Below are 17,291 nucleotides of genomic sequence, written 5' to 3'. Positions count from 1 at the left end.
GCCCTGATAGTGTTAGTCGACAGTCGTTCGCATGACCTTGTTCCAATCGATCTGATGGCCAGCGGCTTCAAGTTCACGGCCCAAAGCTTGCTTCCAGCTATCACCTTCCATGGACTCCCAAACCACTCCAGCGAAATCGCTGGGAATCTCCACGGTTCCGCGTTTCAACGCGCATACTTTGTCGCGCCCCAAACGCCCGAGGAAATAGCCCAATTCGAGCAGTACGTTCTGTCGTGCCCGCGGCTGCGGCGTACCGCCCTTTGCGTAACCCTCATCATCGGCCGTTAACAACACAACGGCGAAGCTCACGTCAGCATGAGCTTCGACTTTCTCCATAACCGTACGGCCCTGGTTGGCTTGCTCGTGCAAAATGATGGATTGGAAACCAAGCCGTTCGAGGAACCGAGCTACCATTTCTCGCGCACCTTCATCATGCCCGTGCACAACAAAAACCTTTCGAGATAGCGGTCGACCGCTTTTATCGGCGGCATCAGGGTATGACATGACCTCGTGCTCGTAGTCGGCAAGATCTTCCCTCAGCGTTCGCTGTGCTTCCTCAAGCAAGCACATCGATTGGAGAATATTTTCCCGCGTACCTTCTATGTAGTGGTGCTTCTGCGGGTAGTTATCTGTCCATACCCCAGGGGAGAAATGTAGTTTTACCGCAGGTGAAAAACGGTAATAGGCCGATGTGTTTTCACCAAAACATCGCACGAGTGTGTCTTCTATTGCGGCTGAAAGGGCCAGCAGTTTGGGGGCGTCACCCTCGTCGCTGATTTCTGAAGCGTCGAAAGACGCCAGCTCAGTAATGCGCTCTTTCAGTCGCTCAATGCCTCGTTTGATCGCCGAGGGGCTCAATTGCAGCTTGGTAGCGACATTGCCATTCGTAGTGTTCGCACGAGCCATCGGATCATTCCTTTCCAACAAGTGGTAATGGACATTATCACCCATAGGCAAGAACAGCGGTGACCGTTCGCTTCACTTGCTGCCATCGCCGATGGCTTGGCCCGTGGCAGGCTGCTAAACCTTCAAGAATTGCGACAAAAAGCTGCCCAGTTAGCTTTTGAGATACAGCGTTCTCAGTAAGCGCCACCGGCGTCCGCCCGCTTCGCATCAACGTCCGCTTGGTTGTGGATAGCTGCCACTCAATGAGTTCGGCTCAGTTCTTGACTCGCCACGCCTCCAAGCTCGCACATTGCGCGCCCATTTTTTGTAATCACAAAGGTGTTTCCCTGAGCAGCCAACGCAGTCGTCTGCGAGCTTGACCACAGGCCAAAGTAGTAAGCATGGTTTGTGCCTCCCATATGTGCGTCCCTAAGGGGATACCAATGGATCACGATATCTCGATTGATGACGAGTTATGGCGGCAGGCACGAGAATGTGTTCCGGGTGAGATGACTGATAGTGAGGTCGTTGCGCTCGCGCTTGCTATGTTTGTGCGACTAAAAGCCGTCACATCTCGTCTAGATTCGCCCCATGCAGCTTCAGAAGCTCAGAAGGCTGCTCGCGCTACCAAAAAGAAGGCAACCCCGTTTGGAACTATCGCCCCCGAGGATCGATCAGTGCCAGCCCTGCCGCGTCGAGCCACACATATTGCACCGGCTGTATTGGCTCCAACGTCCATTCCTGTGCTGCATCACCCCGCCGCATGTTGTGCAGCTGCCAACCAGCTCGCCGCTCTCCCATCGCCACAGCAACCAGGTATTTCGAGCCAGCCATGAAGCTCCTATCGCGGCGAGGGTTAAAGCCGCCCAAAACGCGACCTGTAGGACTGTGGTCATCATTGCTGCCAACGGGGTAGTCTGGTCATCGTGACCGGCGCAAATCAGCATTCCGATCAGTCCGACAGTGATCAGTGAGATCGGCAAAGCAAACAGGCGGACGTTTCGCTGGATCGCGGTGAGATCTACATTCATTGCTCTAGCTCCTTGCCTACTGGGACTTTATTGCCGCCGATTTGCGGTAGTTTGAGCTGTTAGCGCCACGATTTGGTGTTGTGATCTAAATCTATCAATCGCGCTTGGGACACGCCAAACGTCCCGCGAGAGATAATCAGCTTATTCGCGGATGCCATTCAGTGCTTTGTACTTATCCCAGGGAATCTCAAGCTGTCTTGCGACGTGGCGATGCCGCACTAAAGCGCAGATTCGGGCTTGATGGGGCGAGGCACCTTCGTGCCCTAAGCATCCCCAATGGTCATTCTCCTCCACCAGCGGAGGTACCTCAGTGGATTTTTCCATCGCAACCAACGTTCGCATCACCAATATTCGAGATTCTTCGCAGTTCAGCTTGTCACTCATCCAAGGGAGATAGTGGGGCATCAAGATCAACCTCCACTCCCTCGACTAGGCTGCGAGCCCTCTCCACCAAACCAGGGTCGAGTGGTTTGAGAGTGTCCGGATTAGCAGCGATATCTTCCAGAATCAATTTCAGGGATTCGCCAACATCCTGCTGGGAAAGGTCTTCGACCTTAAGCGTATCGGTCATTCACATCCCCCCCTCTGAAATGAGCACACCCGACGTTAGGCGTGGGAGTGTGCATACGAGGCATCCCTCACTCACGAGCAGTCTTCAGGACACCTGGATCATCCTACCTCACCGCTCAGTAAACCAGCGAGATGAACTACACCTAGCCTAGGGCGCTGGTTTGCAAGTGCATGACCCGCTTGGGATCTTTTATCGCAACGCGATGGTGGTCAGACGGTCTGAACAGACACCACTTCAAAGTATTTGAATTTGCTCTTGCGCGCAGCCGCTTTGGCATCAATCTCGGCGGTGAGTGTGCTCAGCGTGTCTGCCTCATAAATGAAAAGCTCGGTCGCCCCCTCAAACACCTTAGAAACTTTCAATGTGACCCTAATTTTGGGCGACAGCGATTTGGCCTTCGGCTTGGGTGTAACAGGCCGCTCAGTAAGCGGTGGCGTCAGCGCAGGCTCCCCCAATGAGCCAAAAAGCGCGCGCCGCATTTCTTCTTCCAAATCACTCATCTGTAGTCTCTTTGTAACCATTCACCTAGCAGCGGTACTAGTGACGTCGTAGGTGCAGGCAGAATAGGAAGTAGCCCCCCTACCCTGCCTCGATCTGATTAGAGTATCAATTTACGATACCCAAGACTCAACGACATCGCTGCCGTATTCGCCTTTCCACTGCTTCAAGGTCTTGTGGTTGCCGCCTTTCGTTTCAACCACTTCACCATTGTGCGGGTTCTTATAAACCTTCACCGTTCGGGCACGACGGGTACTTTTCTGTGGCGCTGGAGCTGCTTTAGATGCGCTTTTGGACGCAGCTTTGGGATCGATGATCGAGACTACGTCTTTTAAGCTTTTACCGTACTCGGCGAGTAGGTTGCGGAGTTTGGTCTCAAACTCAATTTCCTGCTGGAGACCTGCGTCCCCCTTTAACGCTTCGAGGGCAGCCAGCTGCTCTGCAAGGTGTTGCTCAAGCTGACGATACTCGGCGAGCTTTGACATATGTATCGCCTAATGAAAATGTCTGTTTTTATCTGAATAGCATTCTAGCAGGCGGCGCCTGGTCAGCAGTGATGGAGGGCGTCATCAGATGCAAGGACGACCACCGACAATTAGCGGTTGAGGGAACGTGACTGATAACTGGGCAACTCCGACTGGTATCACATACAGCATTGGAGCGACCTTAGCCCCAGTAGGCACCGGGCTACCACTGCACAGTGGCCTACCTGAATGGAAAGCTGCGGCCCAGTTCCTTTTCATAGAGTTCAAGGAAATAATCCCACTGCGCGCTGTTCCACGAAGAATGGCGGCGCAGCTGGCGTACGTCGTGTCGTGCAGCTCGCAACATGGATACCCTGGACCGAGACTTTTCTAGATCTAGCAATGCCAGATCAAAACTGACTCCACCATTATGTTGCGCACTTGAATTGATAAACACATGTTTCGCGCGCATACACCCGTGCTGCTGACGTCCTCGGTGAAGCTTTGCCAGTAACACGGCAAGATTTTTCAATACGACCAAGTGATCTTCTTGCGACAGCCCGTTCAGTGCCTGATCGCCCAACCAGGTCTCAAGATCGCGGAAGCCTGCTAACTCGCGGGTGACTAACAGACCGTGCCACGTGCCATTGATCTTGCGAGCACCATAGAAAATGGGCTGAGGCGCCCTGACACCCAGCTTGAAAAGTCTATCCAGGGCCATTCCTTCCCTTATCACGGTAGGTCGACCCAGAGGGAAACGAAGACTGCGATAGGTATGGCCGGTCTGGCGTTTGACATAGACACATGATCCGTCCTGCATCACTCTCTGGACGCCGCTGGTGCCACTGCGCCGAACATTGGGCTCCTCTACCCACGGCCCGCGAGTGTTCCACCAATGATCAAAATCATGAGCATCCACGCTGTTTACCATTGCATTTGACTCCACTTTGTCGGCTCTATTGGCCAACTTCAAGGCAAGCATGCCGGTAGAGCAAACGATCATGCAACCACTTTGGACCTAATAAAATGCAGGCGGCCAAGACAATATCGCGTCACGAAGTGCTAACGATGATCCTGAACAAATCAAATTCGGAATCGCCAGGTTATTTATCTGCTAAGTGTTGGCGAAGCCCTCTGGGAAAATTCCGCGTAGCGGGTTCGTAGGACGCTGACCGCTTCGCGAAACTGCCACGGTCGCCCCGCGTCCATGGCGCACCGAGCAAGCCTTTGTTGCTCACCTGCCACACAGCCAAGCTTAGCGTCCATTTCTTCCCGCCCTTCTCGATCGGATGACTAGGTCGCCCCATCGGGCTAATAGGCACCCCGCCCCTCGCAAGCTCTCACGAGCAGGAATTGATGCTCTATCAAATACAGCGCACAGCCAATGTGAAAAATTTGTCATCAGAATCAGCAAATCTAAAAGCGCTCTGATATCATTCGCACCTGCGAATATTTCGCATTGCCAAGGAGGCTCCCCACTCGTTCTATTCATCTTGCCGGGTAGTTCCTAATGCTCCTCTCGCTCCCCTTTCGCCCCACCGTGCTTGCACTTTGTTGTTCTGTTAGCTTTATCGCCAACGCTGCCAATTCGGCCGTTGAGCTGGGCGCTACTGACGTCAACGCCGATGCTGTAAAAGCCAACTCTAATACGTTGCCGGACGCATTTGCAGGCGGCCAGGTCGCTAGAGGCGGACAGATGGGTGTTCTGGGTAACCAGGACAACATGAACGTTCCCTTCACCATGACGAGCTATACCTCCAAGCTCATTGAGGATCAGCAGGCTGAGGATGTTGGCGATGTGCTGCTCAACGACCCTTCGGTGCGCCAGTCCTATGGCTTCGGCAACCAGTCGCAGATTTTTGTAATCCGCGGTTTGCCGCTCGCTGGCGACGATATTTCCTATGGTGGTCTGTACGGCGTACTTCCACGCCAGATACTTTCTACCGACGCCATTGAGCGGGTAGAAGTCTTCAAAGGCCCCAATGCCTTCATCAACGGCGTAAGTCCTACCGGTACAGGTCTGGGCGGCAGCGTCAACTTGCAGCCAAAACGTGCTGAAGACGTGCCTACCCGTCGCTACACCCAAGACATCAGCTCTGATGGACGTATTGGTGAGCACCTGGATCTTGGTCAACGCTTCGGCGAGGGCAACCGATTCGGAGCGCGGGTCAACCTTAGCCAGCGCGAAGGAGATACCGCGATTGATGACGAAAACCAGCGCACCAAACTGTTTGTTGCAGGACTGGATTATCGCGGTGACAACTTCCGCGTTTCCACCGATTTTGGCTACCAGAAACAACGTATCAACGGCCTGCGCAACACTGTGCAACTCGGCAACGCGACCAAAATCCCGACCGCGCCGGACGCCAGCCACAACTACGGCCAGGACTGGACTTACACCGAAACTGAAGATACCTTCGGCATGATTCGTGGCGACTGGGACTTGAGCGAAAACTGGACCGCATACCTTGCAGGTGGCGCCAAACACACGCGCGAAACCGGCGTCTACGGCACACCGACGCTGGTGGGAAATAACGGTGTCGCAACCGTTGGCGGTTCGGAAATCCCACACAATGAAGACAACACGAGCTTCGCGGCGGGCTTGAACGGCCATCTGCAAACTGGTCCGGTCAGCCATCAAATTGCAATCGGTGCCTCGACTATCTGGACTCAGCAAGAGAACGCCTACACGTTCTACCGCTCGGTCACAGGGAACACCAACATCTACAACACGCCTACCCTGCCTAAGCCGACAGCGGTTTCCCTCACTGGCGGTGATATGGGTGATCCAGGCGTCACTGGCAAGACTAGAAACCGCAGCCTCGCAGTTTCCGACACCGTTGGCCTATTCGACGACAGCCTGCTGCTGACATACGGCTTACGTCGTCAGCAGCTACGCGTGGAGAACTATTCGTACGACGGCACCACCTCCAACGGCGTAGCCAACCCGGCCAACGACGGCAGCCGCACTTCGCTGTATGACGAATCCATCACTACGCCGGTGTATGGCATTGTCTACAAACCGACTGACACGGTTTCCCTCTACGCCAACCGAATTGAAGGTCTGGCTAAAGGGCCTGTCGCATCCGGCACCAACATCACCAACCTTGGCGAGGCATTCCCACCCGGCCGCACGAAGCAGTTGGAAGCAGGTATCAAACTGGATATGCAGTCATTCGGTGCGAACCTCGGCGTGTTTCGTATCGAGAAACCTAGTGATGGTTTCGTCGACGCAACGCAACGCCTCTACGTCCGTGACGGTGAGCAGGTTAACAAAGGTGTTGAGCTGAGCGTGTTCGGCGAGCCGATCGAGGGCCTCCGCCTGATGGCTGGCGGCACTCGCATGACCTCAGAACTGAAGAAGACGTCTGGTGGACTGACTGATGGCAACCACGCGATCGGCGTACCCACCTTCCAGCTGAACGCCAGCGTCGACTGGGACATTCCGGGCCTGGAAGGCGCGGCTCTCAGCGCCCGCATGCTTCGCACTGGTGGTCAGTATGCCGATCAGGCAAATAACCTGAGCTTGCCAACATGGAACCGCTTCGATGCGGGTGCGCGCTACAAGTTCAAGGTTGACCAGAAGGACCTAACGTTGCGCGTAAACGTGGAGAACCTCACAGACAAGAACTACTGGGCCTCGGCCAACGGTGGCTACCTCAGCCAAGGCGACCCACGCCTGGTCAAATTTTCGGGCACTATCGACTTCTAAGTAGATCTCCCTAGGGGTTGTTCTACCTCAATCCCTAGGGGCTGCTAATTCCCAGAAGCAGCCCTTGGTCGATCTACCATCATCCGGCGCGTTGTTTCAGGTGTGGGGACTGCCTTCGTAATCAACCACTACGGTGGCGCAGGTAACCGATACCGAACCCCAGTCCCCTTTCAAGTGGTAAGTGGCACCTTCTATCCTGAATACGTCTACATTGCCTAAATCGGTGTCACCGTTCGCATCCCTAGATACCAAAACACTCCTTTCATGCCAAAGAACGCGCTGTGTCAGGCAGAAATGAATGTGTGCATTCCAATAGCAGTATGCTTCCCCATCTGCTGGTTTCACATAGAGTGGATGTGATTCGAGCAGCACCAACTCCATTGCAAATGACAAGGTTGACACACCCTCCTCAATCGCAAGAACGTAGCTGTCTTCCAGGTAAATATTGGCAAAGCAGATTTCATCGTAGTAATTCATAAATCGCAGATTGTGCAAATCTCAAGTGGGATCGTAGCAGCTACTGTCAGTCGCCACAGTCCGCTTTGAGTCGAAAACAGCCGTTCGATGAACGAGTGCCTTACATTTCCCTTTCCATGCGGAGGGAACTGAGAGACCTAAAATTTTGCCCTACACTTTCACTCCACTGATCACAAGGAGAGGAAGGTCGTGCTCTCAGACTTGGAAATCAAACACGTACTGGAAACGGCATTTTTGCCGGATAGGTGTGCTTGCAGCCTGGATCCATATGGTTCGATCAGTGTCCAGATCTATGATCAGCGCTCCGGGAAGCTACTGCTGACGGTTGCTGGGATATCTCGGGTGGAGGTAGCGTCGAGCCGATCCATTGCCAATCTTGTGGGCCAGATACGGGAAGAAATACGCCTCAGGGAAATCGTGGACGTGCGCAATTCCGGCGCTAGGCAGAAATGACTATGTTCACGATCAGTAGGCGCTTAAGAGAGAGTCAGCTGTCGGCCAATAGCGGACGCTCCCGCGCAGAGCAATTCGTGATATGAATATAAGATCCCGCTTTCACGACAGACCATCAGACACCACGAAACCTATGTCCAAAAAAAATCCGTTAGCCGCCATCATTGAGAAAAAAACCAGAGCTGATCGTCATGACTACGCAGCCTGGGGGGAGCTTGCAACGCTGCATAGCGGATTTTCGTTGCTGGCAAATCCCGAATCGTATCAGATTTCCATTCATGTGGTGGCTATCGCATCCTGCATAGAAACATTTTGCAAATCATGTATAAAAAATTTGATAGATCACGAGAATAGCCCCTACCTTGAGCGAGCGAAAAACTTTAAAGACCTTTCATTTGATTTTGAACTGACGAAGGCGTTAAGCAAGAAAGAAATCACGTTTGGCGATTTGGTTAGCCATAGTGTAGCCATCAGCTCTACCGAACAAATTATGAGACACTTCGACACTCTCTTGGGCGGTGACGACGGATACAAAAATTTCAAAAATTGTTTGGCATCTGTACGGGAGTTCGTAGAGCCGCCCGAAGATTTTATTCTGGGGAATATTGAGGGATATGACATTCAGCTCGGAGACATAATTCTAGACAGGCCCGATGATTTGATAAGAGATATACAAGCCATCTTCACTGCGCGTCATATTATTGCCCACGAGGCCAATTTTCGGCTAGTTAGCAAGGATCAACTATACCGTTGGTTTGAAAGCGCGATGGCCTTTGCAAATGCCATTTACGAAATCATTGAGCAGCGGCTTCGCCCTGGCGCATCGCGGGCAGCATTTGGGAGTTCAGTTCAAGCGTTGCAGAACTCTGGGGAATTATTTTCCGCAGTCCAGGAAAAACGGCAGGATTTGGTACGTAAGTGGCAGGCGGAATGGAATCTTGATAACAGCGCTCTAGAAATGCTTTGGCTCGAAGTCAAGGCATCAGAGGACGCGTTTAGTGCATACTTGGAAAAAGAAATTTGTGTAAATTTTCGACGAGTTGGCATGATTACCGGAAACGGATATAGGCATTTAGAAGCAAAGATTCAGAAAAGGCTTCTAGAGCTGAAGTTGATTTATCTTGAAGATTTGTTGGCGGAGAGTTGATCCAAACATGATTGCATGCTGGTTTTTTAATGCCTAAGACTGAAGATTTGCATACAGAGTGACGTATGACAAAAGTACCAAGAACCCTGTTAATGGACCGAGTTGCCCAAGTACGCTCCAGACTACTGATTGCTCGAACGGATGGGGCATTATATGAATCTACTTCAAGACTCATCGACCTTAAGCGCTCGCTAAAGAGCCTTGAAAACAGTCAGAGCGCGGAACTCTATAGGTATTTTCCCGTTGCTGCCGTAGCCGTGTTAGAGGCTCATTTCAGAGCAACTGTAACAATGATAGTAGACGAAGGTGGGGAGTATTCTGCAAGAGGGCTAGCGTTAGTTGGGGATAAAATTAAAGCCACGGAAGTAATTGCGAGCATCCACAAAAAGGCTATCAGCATCGGAGAGGTTGTCGCTTACAGCCTGCCTTTTAGCTCGCTTAACCACCTTGAAAGTGTGTATGACTCACTTTTAGGGCAGAGTTTCAAGCAGCTTTCAAAGTCCGCTAAGGATCCACACTTTTTAAGAAATGACGTTCCAGACACCGGGCCAATCTCGAATGATGTCCTCGCGCTGTGGGCTGATCTTCATCAGACTTTTTATGATCGACATATCTTGGCACATGAATCCGCGACCCAATTTGTAATGACCTACAAGAAGGCTGCGATCGCAGTGAATTGCGTAAGCCTTATTATTGATATTACTGAAGCTATACTGTGGTCTACCGTCTGGAAGGACGAGCCACTCACCCAATATGAAATGAATGTTGCAGCATGGAAAAAATACAAGCTTGTTCGAATTGATTTAGCTCAGGCGATAAGGGCTAGACGAAAATTGGAAGTTTCTGATCCGGAGCGTTCTAAATTTCGAAAGCTCCACTTTAGGTGGAAACAATGGGCTTTTGGTTGGTGCGATTTTTGCGCTGATAGGTTTGCAGGAGGATCAATCAGGCCATTGATCCACGCGACCGAGCTGACGGAAGCTTTTGAGACTCGTGTAAAACAGATTGAGGGTGTAACGGGATGCTAACGCGTTCAATGGATGGAGGACGACGCCTCCCATCAACAACGACTGCGCGTGCTGGTGTCATGACTGAACGCCACCTCATTACCGCCCATGATCGAGATCACGGGACTAATCAGAACGACCACTGCGTTGTGAACCTAGTGGTCGGCTACGTTAGCCGACCGCCTAGCTAATCGCACATCAGGAATCATTTAACGAGCAGTTCCGCCACTTCATGAGAGTGCCACTTAGTAATCAACTAACCACAAAGCGTCCTACCAGCCCGTTCAGGCCCACGGCTAGCCGCGAAAGCTCATGACTCGCAGCACTCGTCTGATTCGCTCCGGCTGCCGACTGAGTCGACAGATCACGGATATTGACCAAATTACGGTCCACTTCTCGCGACACCTGCGCTTGCTCTTCAGAAGCACTCGCGATGACTAGATTACGTTCATTGATCTGAACAATTGACTCGGTAATCTGCTGCAATGCGTCACCCGCGGCGCGAGCCAATTCCAATGTCGTGCGCGTACGGTTAGTGTTCAGGGCCATGGACTGCACCGCCTGTCCGGTGCCACTCTGAATCCCCGCCACCATCTGCTCAATCTCCTGAGTGGACTGGGCGGTACGATGTGCCAAGGCCCGGACCTCATCCGCTACAACGGCAAAACCTCGCCCGGCCTCACCAGCGCGAGCCGCTTCGATAGCAGCGTTCAATGCGAGCAGGTTTGTCTGTTCGGCGATTGAGCGAATCACATCTAGAACTCGGCCAATATCACGACCTTGCTCAGCGAGCCCCTCAACCAAAACCGAGGTGGCTTGTACGTCATGGGTCATGGCCTGGATCGCAGTTACTGTCTCCACAACCCTCTCGCGGCCTTGAAGGGCGATGCTACTGGATTGCTTCGACGCTTCGGAGGTCGACACTGCGTTTCGCGCCACTTCCTCAACGGCAGCGGTCATTTCATTAACGGCGGTAGCCGCCTGCTCGATCTCGCTGTTCTGTTTTTGCAAGCCGCGGGATGACTCCTCCGTCACCGCGTTCAGCTCCTCAGCAGCCGATGCCAATTGGGTGGCCGAGCCGGTAATCTGCTCGATTGTCTTGCGCAGGCTTTGCTGCATCAGAACTAGAGCCCCCAGCAAACGAGCAGGCTCATCCTTACCGTCAACTTCAATGTGTTTGGTCAAATCGCCGCCGGAAATTTCACCAGCTGCGCGAACCGCTTTGGCCAAGGGATTTACAATGCTGCGCGTCAACAGCCAGGCAAGCAATACCGTAAGCAGGACGGCTAATACCGCCACTGAGATGATGGCGATATTCGCACTCTGATACTGCTCGCCGGCGATTGCGGAGGAGTTTCTGGCACCGTTTTTGTTGATGTCAATTAGACGCTGGAGGTGGACTCCCATCTGCTCTGAGGACTCGAACAGTGGCCCGTTGAGCAGGCTTCGCAAATCATCCAGCTTACCCTGACGCGACAGATCCAGAGCTTGGCTTTGTATGCTTAGATAATTAGTGAGCGTCTCGTTGAATTTCGCATAAATGGCTCTTTCTTCCGCTTCGGCCGGGGTAGCCGCGTAGCCATTTTTGGCGTCTTGAAGCTTTCCAATCAGTGGCGGAATTTGGCTATACGCGTCTTGGAGTTGAGTCGCATCGCGATTGACAAGGGTCCCAAAAACACTGAGGCGCAAGCGGAGTAAGTTTTCTGTGACATCTCCCAGAAACACGACGCTGGGCATCATGTTGGTTTCCATTTCCACTGTCGCCGAGCGAATCACTGTCATGCGATTCAAGGCAAAAACACCCAAGATCACTACCAGCAACGCGATGAACGCGAACCCAAGAAAGGCACGTGGTGCGATGTTCATGTTTCGTATATTCATGAGTTTATCTCAATGGAAGGGCCAATAAGCGTCCATGCGCTCGAACATCCGCCGCATCTCCTGAACGGGCATGCGTATACGATTGGTGTCATACAAGTGTCGTGATTTTATCGGCTGCGAACGGCGTTACATTAAGGTCTAAATATGAATATTTGGCTTTGCGTCAAAAATGTCTATTTTTCGGCGTGCAACATTTCACAGCTTGGGCATAGCGTTCGCTCTTCCCGCCTGTGAAGATTGCGTGTCAGGGCCGCAAACAGGCTTTAGCACTATCGATCCGCGATCAATTGGATCCTGAGGAATCACCCGAACGGACGTTCATTTTCTGCAAGAAGGTCCGGTAGGAAATCGATAATAACGTCTCCGCTGCCATCACCTGGATCTTGGCATTTTGACGATTCTCCGCGGGGATTCGTTCGTTAGGGGTCGCCTTCCCGGGATTGACGGGGTGAGCCTCAATGCAATGCCCGCGTAACTCCTTCGCCCAGTTCACCGTGCCAATGTAGATCTGCCCCTGCTCTTGGCTGGATGTGTGCTGAATGAACATGCGCGGAATATAGCCCAACTGGATCGCCTGGCGTGTCAGCGAGAATGCCCCTGAGATGACCGCTTGCGAGGCGATGATGGACAAAGCGCTCAGTTGGGTGGACACTCAAAGACCTTAGGCACCTTTCCTGCCCTCCATTGCTATGCATGTCGAGCGTGGTCAGAGTTTTAAATAGCGTGCTGCTGGGCGGTACAATTAAAACTGTCAGGCGATATGGCCTCCGCTTAAATTGAGCGGAGACCCTTTAATCAATGCAAACCTCAGCGCTGTGTATCTGAACGCAAAAAAGCACGGGTTGATCGATATTACCGCCCTACAATGTTCTCCTTCGAGGTCTGTGGCCAACCTCCACCGAGAGCGCGGAAGGTCGACACCGCAGCCCGCGCATCATTAGCGTGCAGTTGCGCCAGTTGATCTCGTGACACCAGCAACTGACGATCCTCGTCGAGCACTTCCACCAAACTGATCGCCCCGCCTTTGTACGCATCCTGCGCCGCATCCCGTGCGGTCTGATGGGCGGCGACTTCGGCGTTCACCTCCACGCGTTGCTGCTCCAGCTCCACCAGCGTGACGATGGCGTTCTCGACATCCTCAGTGGCCTTCAACATCACCTGACGGTACTCGGCCAGGGCTTCGGCGTTGGCGCCTTTGGCCTGGGCGACTTCGGCATCCACGCGACCGAAATCGAACAGCCGCCAGTGCAGGCCCAGAATCGCTTGTGGTTGGAAGGCCGACGACGTGAACAACTGTCCACTGTGGGCCGTGTCGAAACCCAGCAGGCCGGACAGCGAGACTTTCGGGTAGTACTCGGAAATCGCTGCACCGATCCGCGCATTAGAGGCCGCCAGTTTGCGCTCGGCGGCGATGACGTCCGGACGACGGCGCAATAGGTCAGCCGGGCCTTCTGAATCGCTGATGGTCGGCACGTTGTACTGCTGCGGGCTGCCTTTAAGCTCTTGAGAGTAGGTGCCAGGTTGCGCGCCCATGAGCACGTCAAGACGGTTGAGCTGGGTCGCCAGTTCGGTGCGCAGTGGTGGAATCGTCGCCCGTGCTTGCAACACCAGCGCCTCGGCCTGGGCCTGTTCGCGATTGGTGGCCAAGCCACTACCCATGCGGTCCTTGATCAAGTCGAGCAGGCCGTTCTGGGTCTTCACCTGATCTTCAGCCACGGCCAGACGCTGCTGCGCGCCACGAATGCGGAAATAGGCATCTGCGGCTTCGGACGCCACGGAAATCCGCACCCCGACATGACTCGCTTCCGCAGCCTGCGCTTCGTCTACGGCGGCTTCCTCACCACGCTTCAGGCCGCCGGCAAGATCGGCCTCCCAACTGGCGCCGACGCCAATGGTCTCAAGGGTCTGGTTGCGGTCGTAGCCGGGAAAGGTGCTGCCGACCTGGCCTTGAGAACTCTCTGTGGATTGACGCTGACGCACGGCCTTGGCATCCAGCGCGCCCTGGGGCAGGCGAATCGCCCCGGCCTGCTGCGCCACTGCACGGGCCTGTTCGACCCGGGCGAAAGACTTCGCCAGGTCCAGATTCTGATCCAGCACGCGCTGGATGATACGGGTCAGTTCCGGGTCGTTGAAACCGGTCCACCAGCTGTCCAGCGCCGGCGCCGGGGTTTCGCCAACGCGCTGCTGCAACAGCCTCTGGTTCTGGTAGGTCGCGGTCAGGGTGTTTTCCGGCTGCTTGTAGTCGGGGCCGACGGTACAGCCAGCCAGAGCGATGAATAGAGCGCTAAGGGCGAAGATGCCGGTCCGTTTGAAACGAGACGCCAGAGTGTTCATGGGGCTGTCCTCGAAACGTGATGCTGAAAGTGGGGAAGAAGTTTTCATGGCGATCTCAATGGGCGTCAGCGGACGGCGCAGCCGGTGGCGCAACTTTGCGCATCAGCGGGACCATGGCCACGGCGATGATGAAACAGACCATGATCGCCAGGAACGCATCGGCGTAGGTCTGGGTCTGCGCCTCGCGGTAGGTCAGCAGCCACAACTGATGCAGCGCTGAACTGCTGGCATCGGCCGCGTTCTGGCCCAGGCTTGCGAAGTTACCGGTGACCGTCGACAGCCAGTTGTTCATGGCTTCGTTGCTGTAGTTCAGGTGCTCGGCCAAGTGCGTGAAATGCAGGTTGGTACGGTCGTTGAGGATCGTGGCACAGGCCGCAATGCCAATGGCGCCGCCCAGGTTGCGCATCAGGTTGAACAGTCCCGACGCCTGTTTGAGGCGCGAAGGGTGCAGGCCACCAAGCGTCAGCGTCACGGTGGGCGGTACGGCCATTTGCTGGGCGAAACCACGAATCGCCTGTGGCAGCAGCAGCTCATGGCCGCCCCAGTCGTGGGTGATCGGCGAGAAATCCCACATCGACAAGGCGAACAGCGCCAGGCCGAACATCATGATCCAGCGCAAATCGACGCGGTTGGCGAGGAAGCCGTAGACCGGGATTGCCAGCAACTGGAACACGCCGGTGGAGAAGATCGCTTCGCCGATGTCCAGCGCGCTGTAGCCCCGGACACGGCCCAGGAACAGCGGCGTCAGGTAGATGGTGGCGAACAGGCCGATACCCGTGACGAACGAGAAGAAACAACCGAGGGCGAAATTGCGGTCCTTGAGGGCACGCAGGTCGACCACCGGGTTCTTCGACATAAGGGTGCGGCCAATAAAGGCGATGGCCGACAGACCGGAAATCCACGCGGTGGTGAGAATGGTCTGGTCGCTGAACCAGTTCCAGCGTGGGCCTTCCTCCAGCGTGTATTCCAGGCAGCCGAGGAATAGCGCGAGGAACACCATGCTGATGTAATCGGCCCCCTTGAGCAGCTTCAAGTCAGCGGAGTCGATGTTGACCAAAATCGGCACCGCGATGGCGACGAAGATACCCGGGACCAAGTTGATGTAGAACAACCAGTGCCATGACGATACGTCGGTGATCCAGCCGCCGATCACTGGACCCAAGGTGGGCGCCAACGAGGCGATGGCACCAATGGTGGAGGCTGCGATGACACGTTGCTTGCCGGTGAAGAACATGAAGGCCGAGGTGAAGACCATCGGGATCATGGACCCGCCGAGAAAACCTTGCAGCGCACGAAAGGCGATCATGCTCTGGATGTTCCAGGCCAAGCCGCACAACAGGCTTGCAAGGGTAAAACCGACCGCCGAGGCGCAGAACAGCCACCGGGTGGAAAACACCCGGGCCAGCCACCCGGACAACGGGATCACCACAATTTCGGCGATCAGGTAGCTGGTCTGCACCCACGCAGTTTCGTCGGAGCCGGCCGAAAGCCCACCACCAATGTCACGCAGCGAGGCCGAGACGATCTGAATGTCCAGCAAGGCAATGAACATCCCAAGACACATGCTGGCGAAGGCGAAAACCTTGGCAGCCGTGGCCATCGACGCGGCGTCTACCGGCCCTTTGGGTTTTGCAGCGGGTGTGTTGGCATTGGCGGTGGCAGCACTCATGGGGCTGTCTTCCCGTCAGCAACGCTGACGACTTTTGGTTGCGAGTCGTTGGCGTTCGTATGTTCTTCATGGCCGTCAGCTTTCGTATCCACTTCAGCGACCACCGACAGACCCGGACGCAGCTTGCCGAGGTTGCCGTCTTCGCCGTCCAGGTACACCCGTACTGGCACCCGCTGGACGATCTTGGTGAAGTTGCCGGTGGCGTTTTCCGGCGGCAGCACGCTGAACTGCGAGCCAGTTGCCGGAGCAAGGCTGTCCAAATGGCCGTGGAAAACCTGGCCGGGCAGCACGTCCGCCTCGATGTTCACCGCTTGGCCAGGATGCATATGAGCCAACTGGTCTTCCTTGAAGTTGGCGTCGACCCAAAGGCCTTTCGCCGGAACTACCGAGATCAACTGAGTACCTGCTGCGGCGTAGGCGCCAACCCTAGCCCGACGGTTGCCGATCACGCCATCCACTGGCGCGCGTAATTCGGTGTAGCCAACATTTAGGCGGGCCATGTCGCGTTCGGCTTTGGCCTGTTGCAGCGCGGCACGGGCTTGTTGTTTCTGAGTAGAGATCACGTCCAGTTGACGCTGCGAAGCGAGCATCGACGCCTGAGCCTTCGCACCGTTAGCCTGGGCGGTTTTGTAGGTAGCGTCGGCGCGTTGGAAGCTTTCAATGGAAACAGCTGAGCGACCGGACAAAACTTGATAACGCACTTGGTCGTCGCGAGAGCGCACGGTTTCGGCGTTGGCGGCATCAATGCCGGCTTTGGACTGGCTGACGACCGCATGTTGCAACTGCTCTGTAGCGTCGAGATTGGCGAGCAACGCTTCTTCGGCAGCGACAGCGCCTTCGGCTTTGTTGAGCGCGGCAACGTAGTCGCGATCATCAATCTTCACCAGCAGATCTCCGGCGTGCACGAACTGGTTGTCGACCACTTTCAGCTCAGTGATGTAGCCGGGTACCTTCGGGCCGATCACGGTCACGTCGCCCCCCACATACGCGTCATCTGTGGACTCCAGAAAACGGCCGGCTGTCCACCAGTGCAAACCAAAAATGACCGCACCGACCACAGCGGCACTGGCCAGCGACAACAGAATCAGGCGCTTGCCCCGAGCAGGCTTTTGCGGTGTGGCGCCAACGGCGGGCTCGGTAACAGTTTGAGGCTTGTTCATCG

General features: G+C 54.7%; 14 protein-coding genes and 3 pseudogenes. 4 read left to right on the top strand and 13 right to left on the bottom strand.

Annotation, left to right across the window (positions count from 1 at the left end; translation table 11 throughout):
• Positions 1–12: 12 nt before the first annotated feature.
• The 6 genes from ACIQAL_RS03730 to ACIQAL_RS03705 form a co-directional block, all read right to left on the bottom strand.
• A complete protein-coding gene (locus ACIQAL_RS03730) occupies positions 13–906 on the bottom strand; it encodes a TIR domain-containing protein (protein WP_401142566.1) in 894 nt (297 codons plus the stop codon).
• A gap of 653 nt (positions 907–1,559) precedes the next feature.
• A complete protein-coding gene (locus ACIQAL_RS03725) occupies positions 1,560–1,916 on the bottom strand; it encodes a hypothetical protein (protein WP_401142564.1) in 357 nt (118 codons plus the stop codon).
• Positions 1,917–2,292: 376 nt separating this feature from the next.
• A complete protein-coding gene (locus tag ACIQAL_RS03720) occupies positions 2,293–2,487 on the bottom strand; it encodes a type II toxin-antitoxin system PrlF family antitoxin (RefSeq protein WP_401142561.1) in 195 nt (64 codons plus the stop codon).
• 209 nt (positions 2,488–2,696) lie between these two features.
• Positions 2,697–2,987, bottom strand: coding sequence for a hypothetical protein (locus ACIQAL_RS03715; protein ID WP_401142559.1), 291 nt, complete (start codon positions 2,985–2,987; stop codon positions 2,697–2,699).
• Between the two features lie 111 nt (positions 2,988–3,098).
• Complete coding sequence (locus ACIQAL_RS03710; protein WP_401142556.1) at positions 3,099–3,470, bottom strand: histone-like nucleoid-structuring protein, MvaT/MvaU family; 372 nt, start codon at positions 3,468–3,470, stop codon at positions 3,099–3,101.
• Positions 3,471–3,690: 220 nt separating this feature from the next.
• Positions 3,691–4,452: a lipopolysaccharide kinase InaA family protein gene (locus ACIQAL_RS03705; RefSeq protein ID WP_401142553.1), complete on the bottom strand. Its 762-nt coding sequence runs from the start codon at positions 4,450–4,452 to the stop codon at positions 3,691–3,693.
• A gap of 507 nt (positions 4,453–4,959) precedes the next feature.
• Here ACIQAL_RS03705 and ACIQAL_RS03700 point away from each other — a divergent pair.
• On the top strand, positions 4,960–7,161 hold the full coding sequence (locus tag ACIQAL_RS03700) for a TonB-dependent receptor (RefSeq protein WP_401142550.1): 2,202 nt from the start codon (positions 4,960–4,962) through the stop codon (positions 7,159–7,161).
• A gap of 96 nt (positions 7,162–7,257) precedes the next feature.
• Here ACIQAL_RS03700 and ACIQAL_RS03695 read toward each other — a convergent pair whose 3' ends face one another.
• Complete coding sequence (locus ACIQAL_RS03695; RefSeq protein WP_401142548.1) at positions 7,258–7,638, bottom strand: hypothetical protein; 381 nt, start codon at positions 7,636–7,638, stop codon at positions 7,258–7,260.
• A 189-nt stretch (positions 7,639–7,827) separates the two neighbouring features.
• On the opposite strand from ACIQAL_RS03695, the gene ACIQAL_RS03690 reads away from it, so the two are divergent.
• From ACIQAL_RS03690 to ACIQAL_RS03680, 3 genes are all read left to right on the top strand, one after another.
• Positions 7,828–8,091 (top strand): DUF1652 domain-containing protein, encoded by a 264-nt coding sequence (locus tag ACIQAL_RS03690; protein WP_401142545.1) that lies wholly within the window; start codon positions 7,828–7,830, stop codon positions 8,089–8,091.
• A gap of 133 nt (positions 8,092–8,224) precedes the next feature.
• Positions 8,225–9,238 carry a HEPN domain-containing protein gene (locus tag ACIQAL_RS03685; RefSeq protein ID WP_401142543.1) on the top strand — a complete coding sequence of 338 codons (1,014 nt, stop codon included), beginning with the start codon at positions 8,225–8,227 and terminating at the stop codon, positions 9,236–9,238.
• Between the two features lie 65 nt (positions 9,239–9,303).
• Complete coding sequence (locus ACIQAL_RS03680; protein WP_401142540.1) at positions 9,304–10,266, top strand: lysozyme inhibitor LprI family protein; 963 nt, start codon at positions 9,304–9,306, stop codon at positions 10,264–10,266.
• Between the two features lie 231 nt (positions 10,267–10,497).
• On the opposite strand, the pseudogene ACIQAL_RS03675 reads toward ACIQAL_RS03680, so the two are convergent.
• The 6 genes and pseudogenes from ACIQAL_RS03675 to ACIQAL_RS03650 all read right to left on the bottom strand — a co-directional run.
• Positions 10,498–11,100, bottom strand: a pseudogene (locus tag ACIQAL_RS03675) (methyl-accepting chemotaxis protein); the annotation flags it as partial.
• A gap of 258 nt (positions 11,101–11,358) precedes the next feature.
• A pseudogene (locus ACIQAL_RS03670) lies at positions 11,359–12,111 on the bottom strand (MCP four helix bundle domain-containing protein); the annotation flags it as partial.
• 496 nt (positions 12,112–12,607) lie between these two features.
• Positions 12,608–12,754, bottom strand: a pseudogene (locus tag ACIQAL_RS03665) (KUP/HAK/KT family potassium transporter); the annotation flags it as partial.
• A gap of 224 nt (positions 12,755–12,978) precedes the next feature.
• Positions 12,979–14,460 (bottom strand): efflux transporter outer membrane subunit, encoded by a 1,482-nt coding sequence (locus ACIQAL_RS03660; protein WP_401142537.1) that lies wholly within the window; start codon positions 14,458–14,460, stop codon positions 12,979–12,981.
• A 55-nt stretch (positions 14,461–14,515) separates the two neighbouring features.
• Entirely contained in the window at positions 14,516–16,129 is a 1,614-nt protein-coding gene (locus tag ACIQAL_RS03655; protein WP_401142534.1) for a DHA2 family efflux MFS transporter permease subunit, read from the bottom strand.
• Positions 16,126–17,289, bottom strand: a complete 1,164-nt coding sequence (locus tag ACIQAL_RS03650; protein WP_401142532.1) for an HlyD family secretion protein — start codon at positions 17,287–17,289, stop codon at positions 16,126–16,128. Before ACIQAL_RS03650 ends, ACIQAL_RS03655 begins: the two co-directional genes overlap by 4 nt.
• Positions 17,290–17,291: the final 2 nt, after the last annotated feature.

The sequence above is a fragment of the Pseudomonas sp. NPDC088368 genome (assembly GCF_044753445.1).
In the GTDB taxonomy this organism is placed as follows: Bacteria; Pseudomonadota; Gammaproteobacteria; order Pseudomonadales; family Pseudomonadaceae; genus Aquipseudomonas; species Aquipseudomonas bambusae.
The sequence above is the reverse complement of the archived record's forward strand: the minus strand, read 5'-3'. Positions and strand labels throughout refer to the sequence as shown.

Coding starts and splice junctions, on each gene's coding strand:
- ACIQAL_RS03725 (WP_401142564.1), bottom strand. CDS start 1,916: ATGAATGTAGATCTCACCGCGATCCAGCGAAACGTCCGCCTGTTTGCT.
- ACIQAL_RS03720 (WP_401142561.1), bottom strand. CDS start 2,487: ATGACCGATACGCTTAAGGTCGAAGACCTTTCCCAGCAGGATGTTGGC.
- ACIQAL_RS03660 (WP_401142537.1), bottom strand. CDS start 14,460: ATGAACACTCTGGCGTCTCGTTTCAAACGGACCGGCATCTTCGCCCTT.
- ACIQAL_RS03650 (WP_401142532.1), bottom strand. CDS start 17,289: ATGAACAAGCCTCAAACTGTTACCGAGCCCGCCGTTGGCGCCACACCG.
- ACIQAL_RS03710 (WP_401142556.1), bottom strand. CDS start 3,470: ATGTCAAAGCTCGCCGAGTATCGTCAGCTTGAGCAACACCTTGCAGAG.
- ACIQAL_RS03700 (WP_401142550.1), top strand. CDS start 4,960: ATGCTCCTCTCGCTCCCCTTTCGCCCCACCGTGCTTGCACTTTGTTGT.
- ACIQAL_RS03730 (WP_401142566.1), bottom strand. CDS start 906: ATGGCTCGTGCGAACACTACGAATGGCAATGTCGCTACCAAGCTGCAA.
- ACIQAL_RS03705 (WP_401142553.1), bottom strand. CDS start 4,452: ATGATCGTTTGCTCTACCGGCATGCTTGCCTTGAAGTTGGCCAATAGA.
- ACIQAL_RS03715 (WP_401142559.1), bottom strand. CDS start 2,987: ATGAGTGATTTGGAAGAAGAAATGCGGCGCGCGCTTTTTGGCTCATTG.
- ACIQAL_RS03655 (WP_401142534.1), bottom strand. CDS start 16,129: ATGAGTGCTGCCACCGCCAATGCCAACACACCCGCTGCAAAACCCAAA.
- ACIQAL_RS03685 (WP_401142543.1), top strand. CDS start 8,225: ATGTCCAAAAAAAATCCGTTAGCCGCCATCATTGAGAAAAAAACCAGA.
- ACIQAL_RS03695 (WP_401142548.1), bottom strand. CDS start 7,638: ATGAATTACTACGATGAAATCTGCTTTGCCAATATTTACCTGGAAGAC.
- ACIQAL_RS03680 (WP_401142540.1), top strand. CDS start 9,304: ATGACAAAAGTACCAAGAACCCTGTTAATGGACCGAGTTGCCCAAGTA.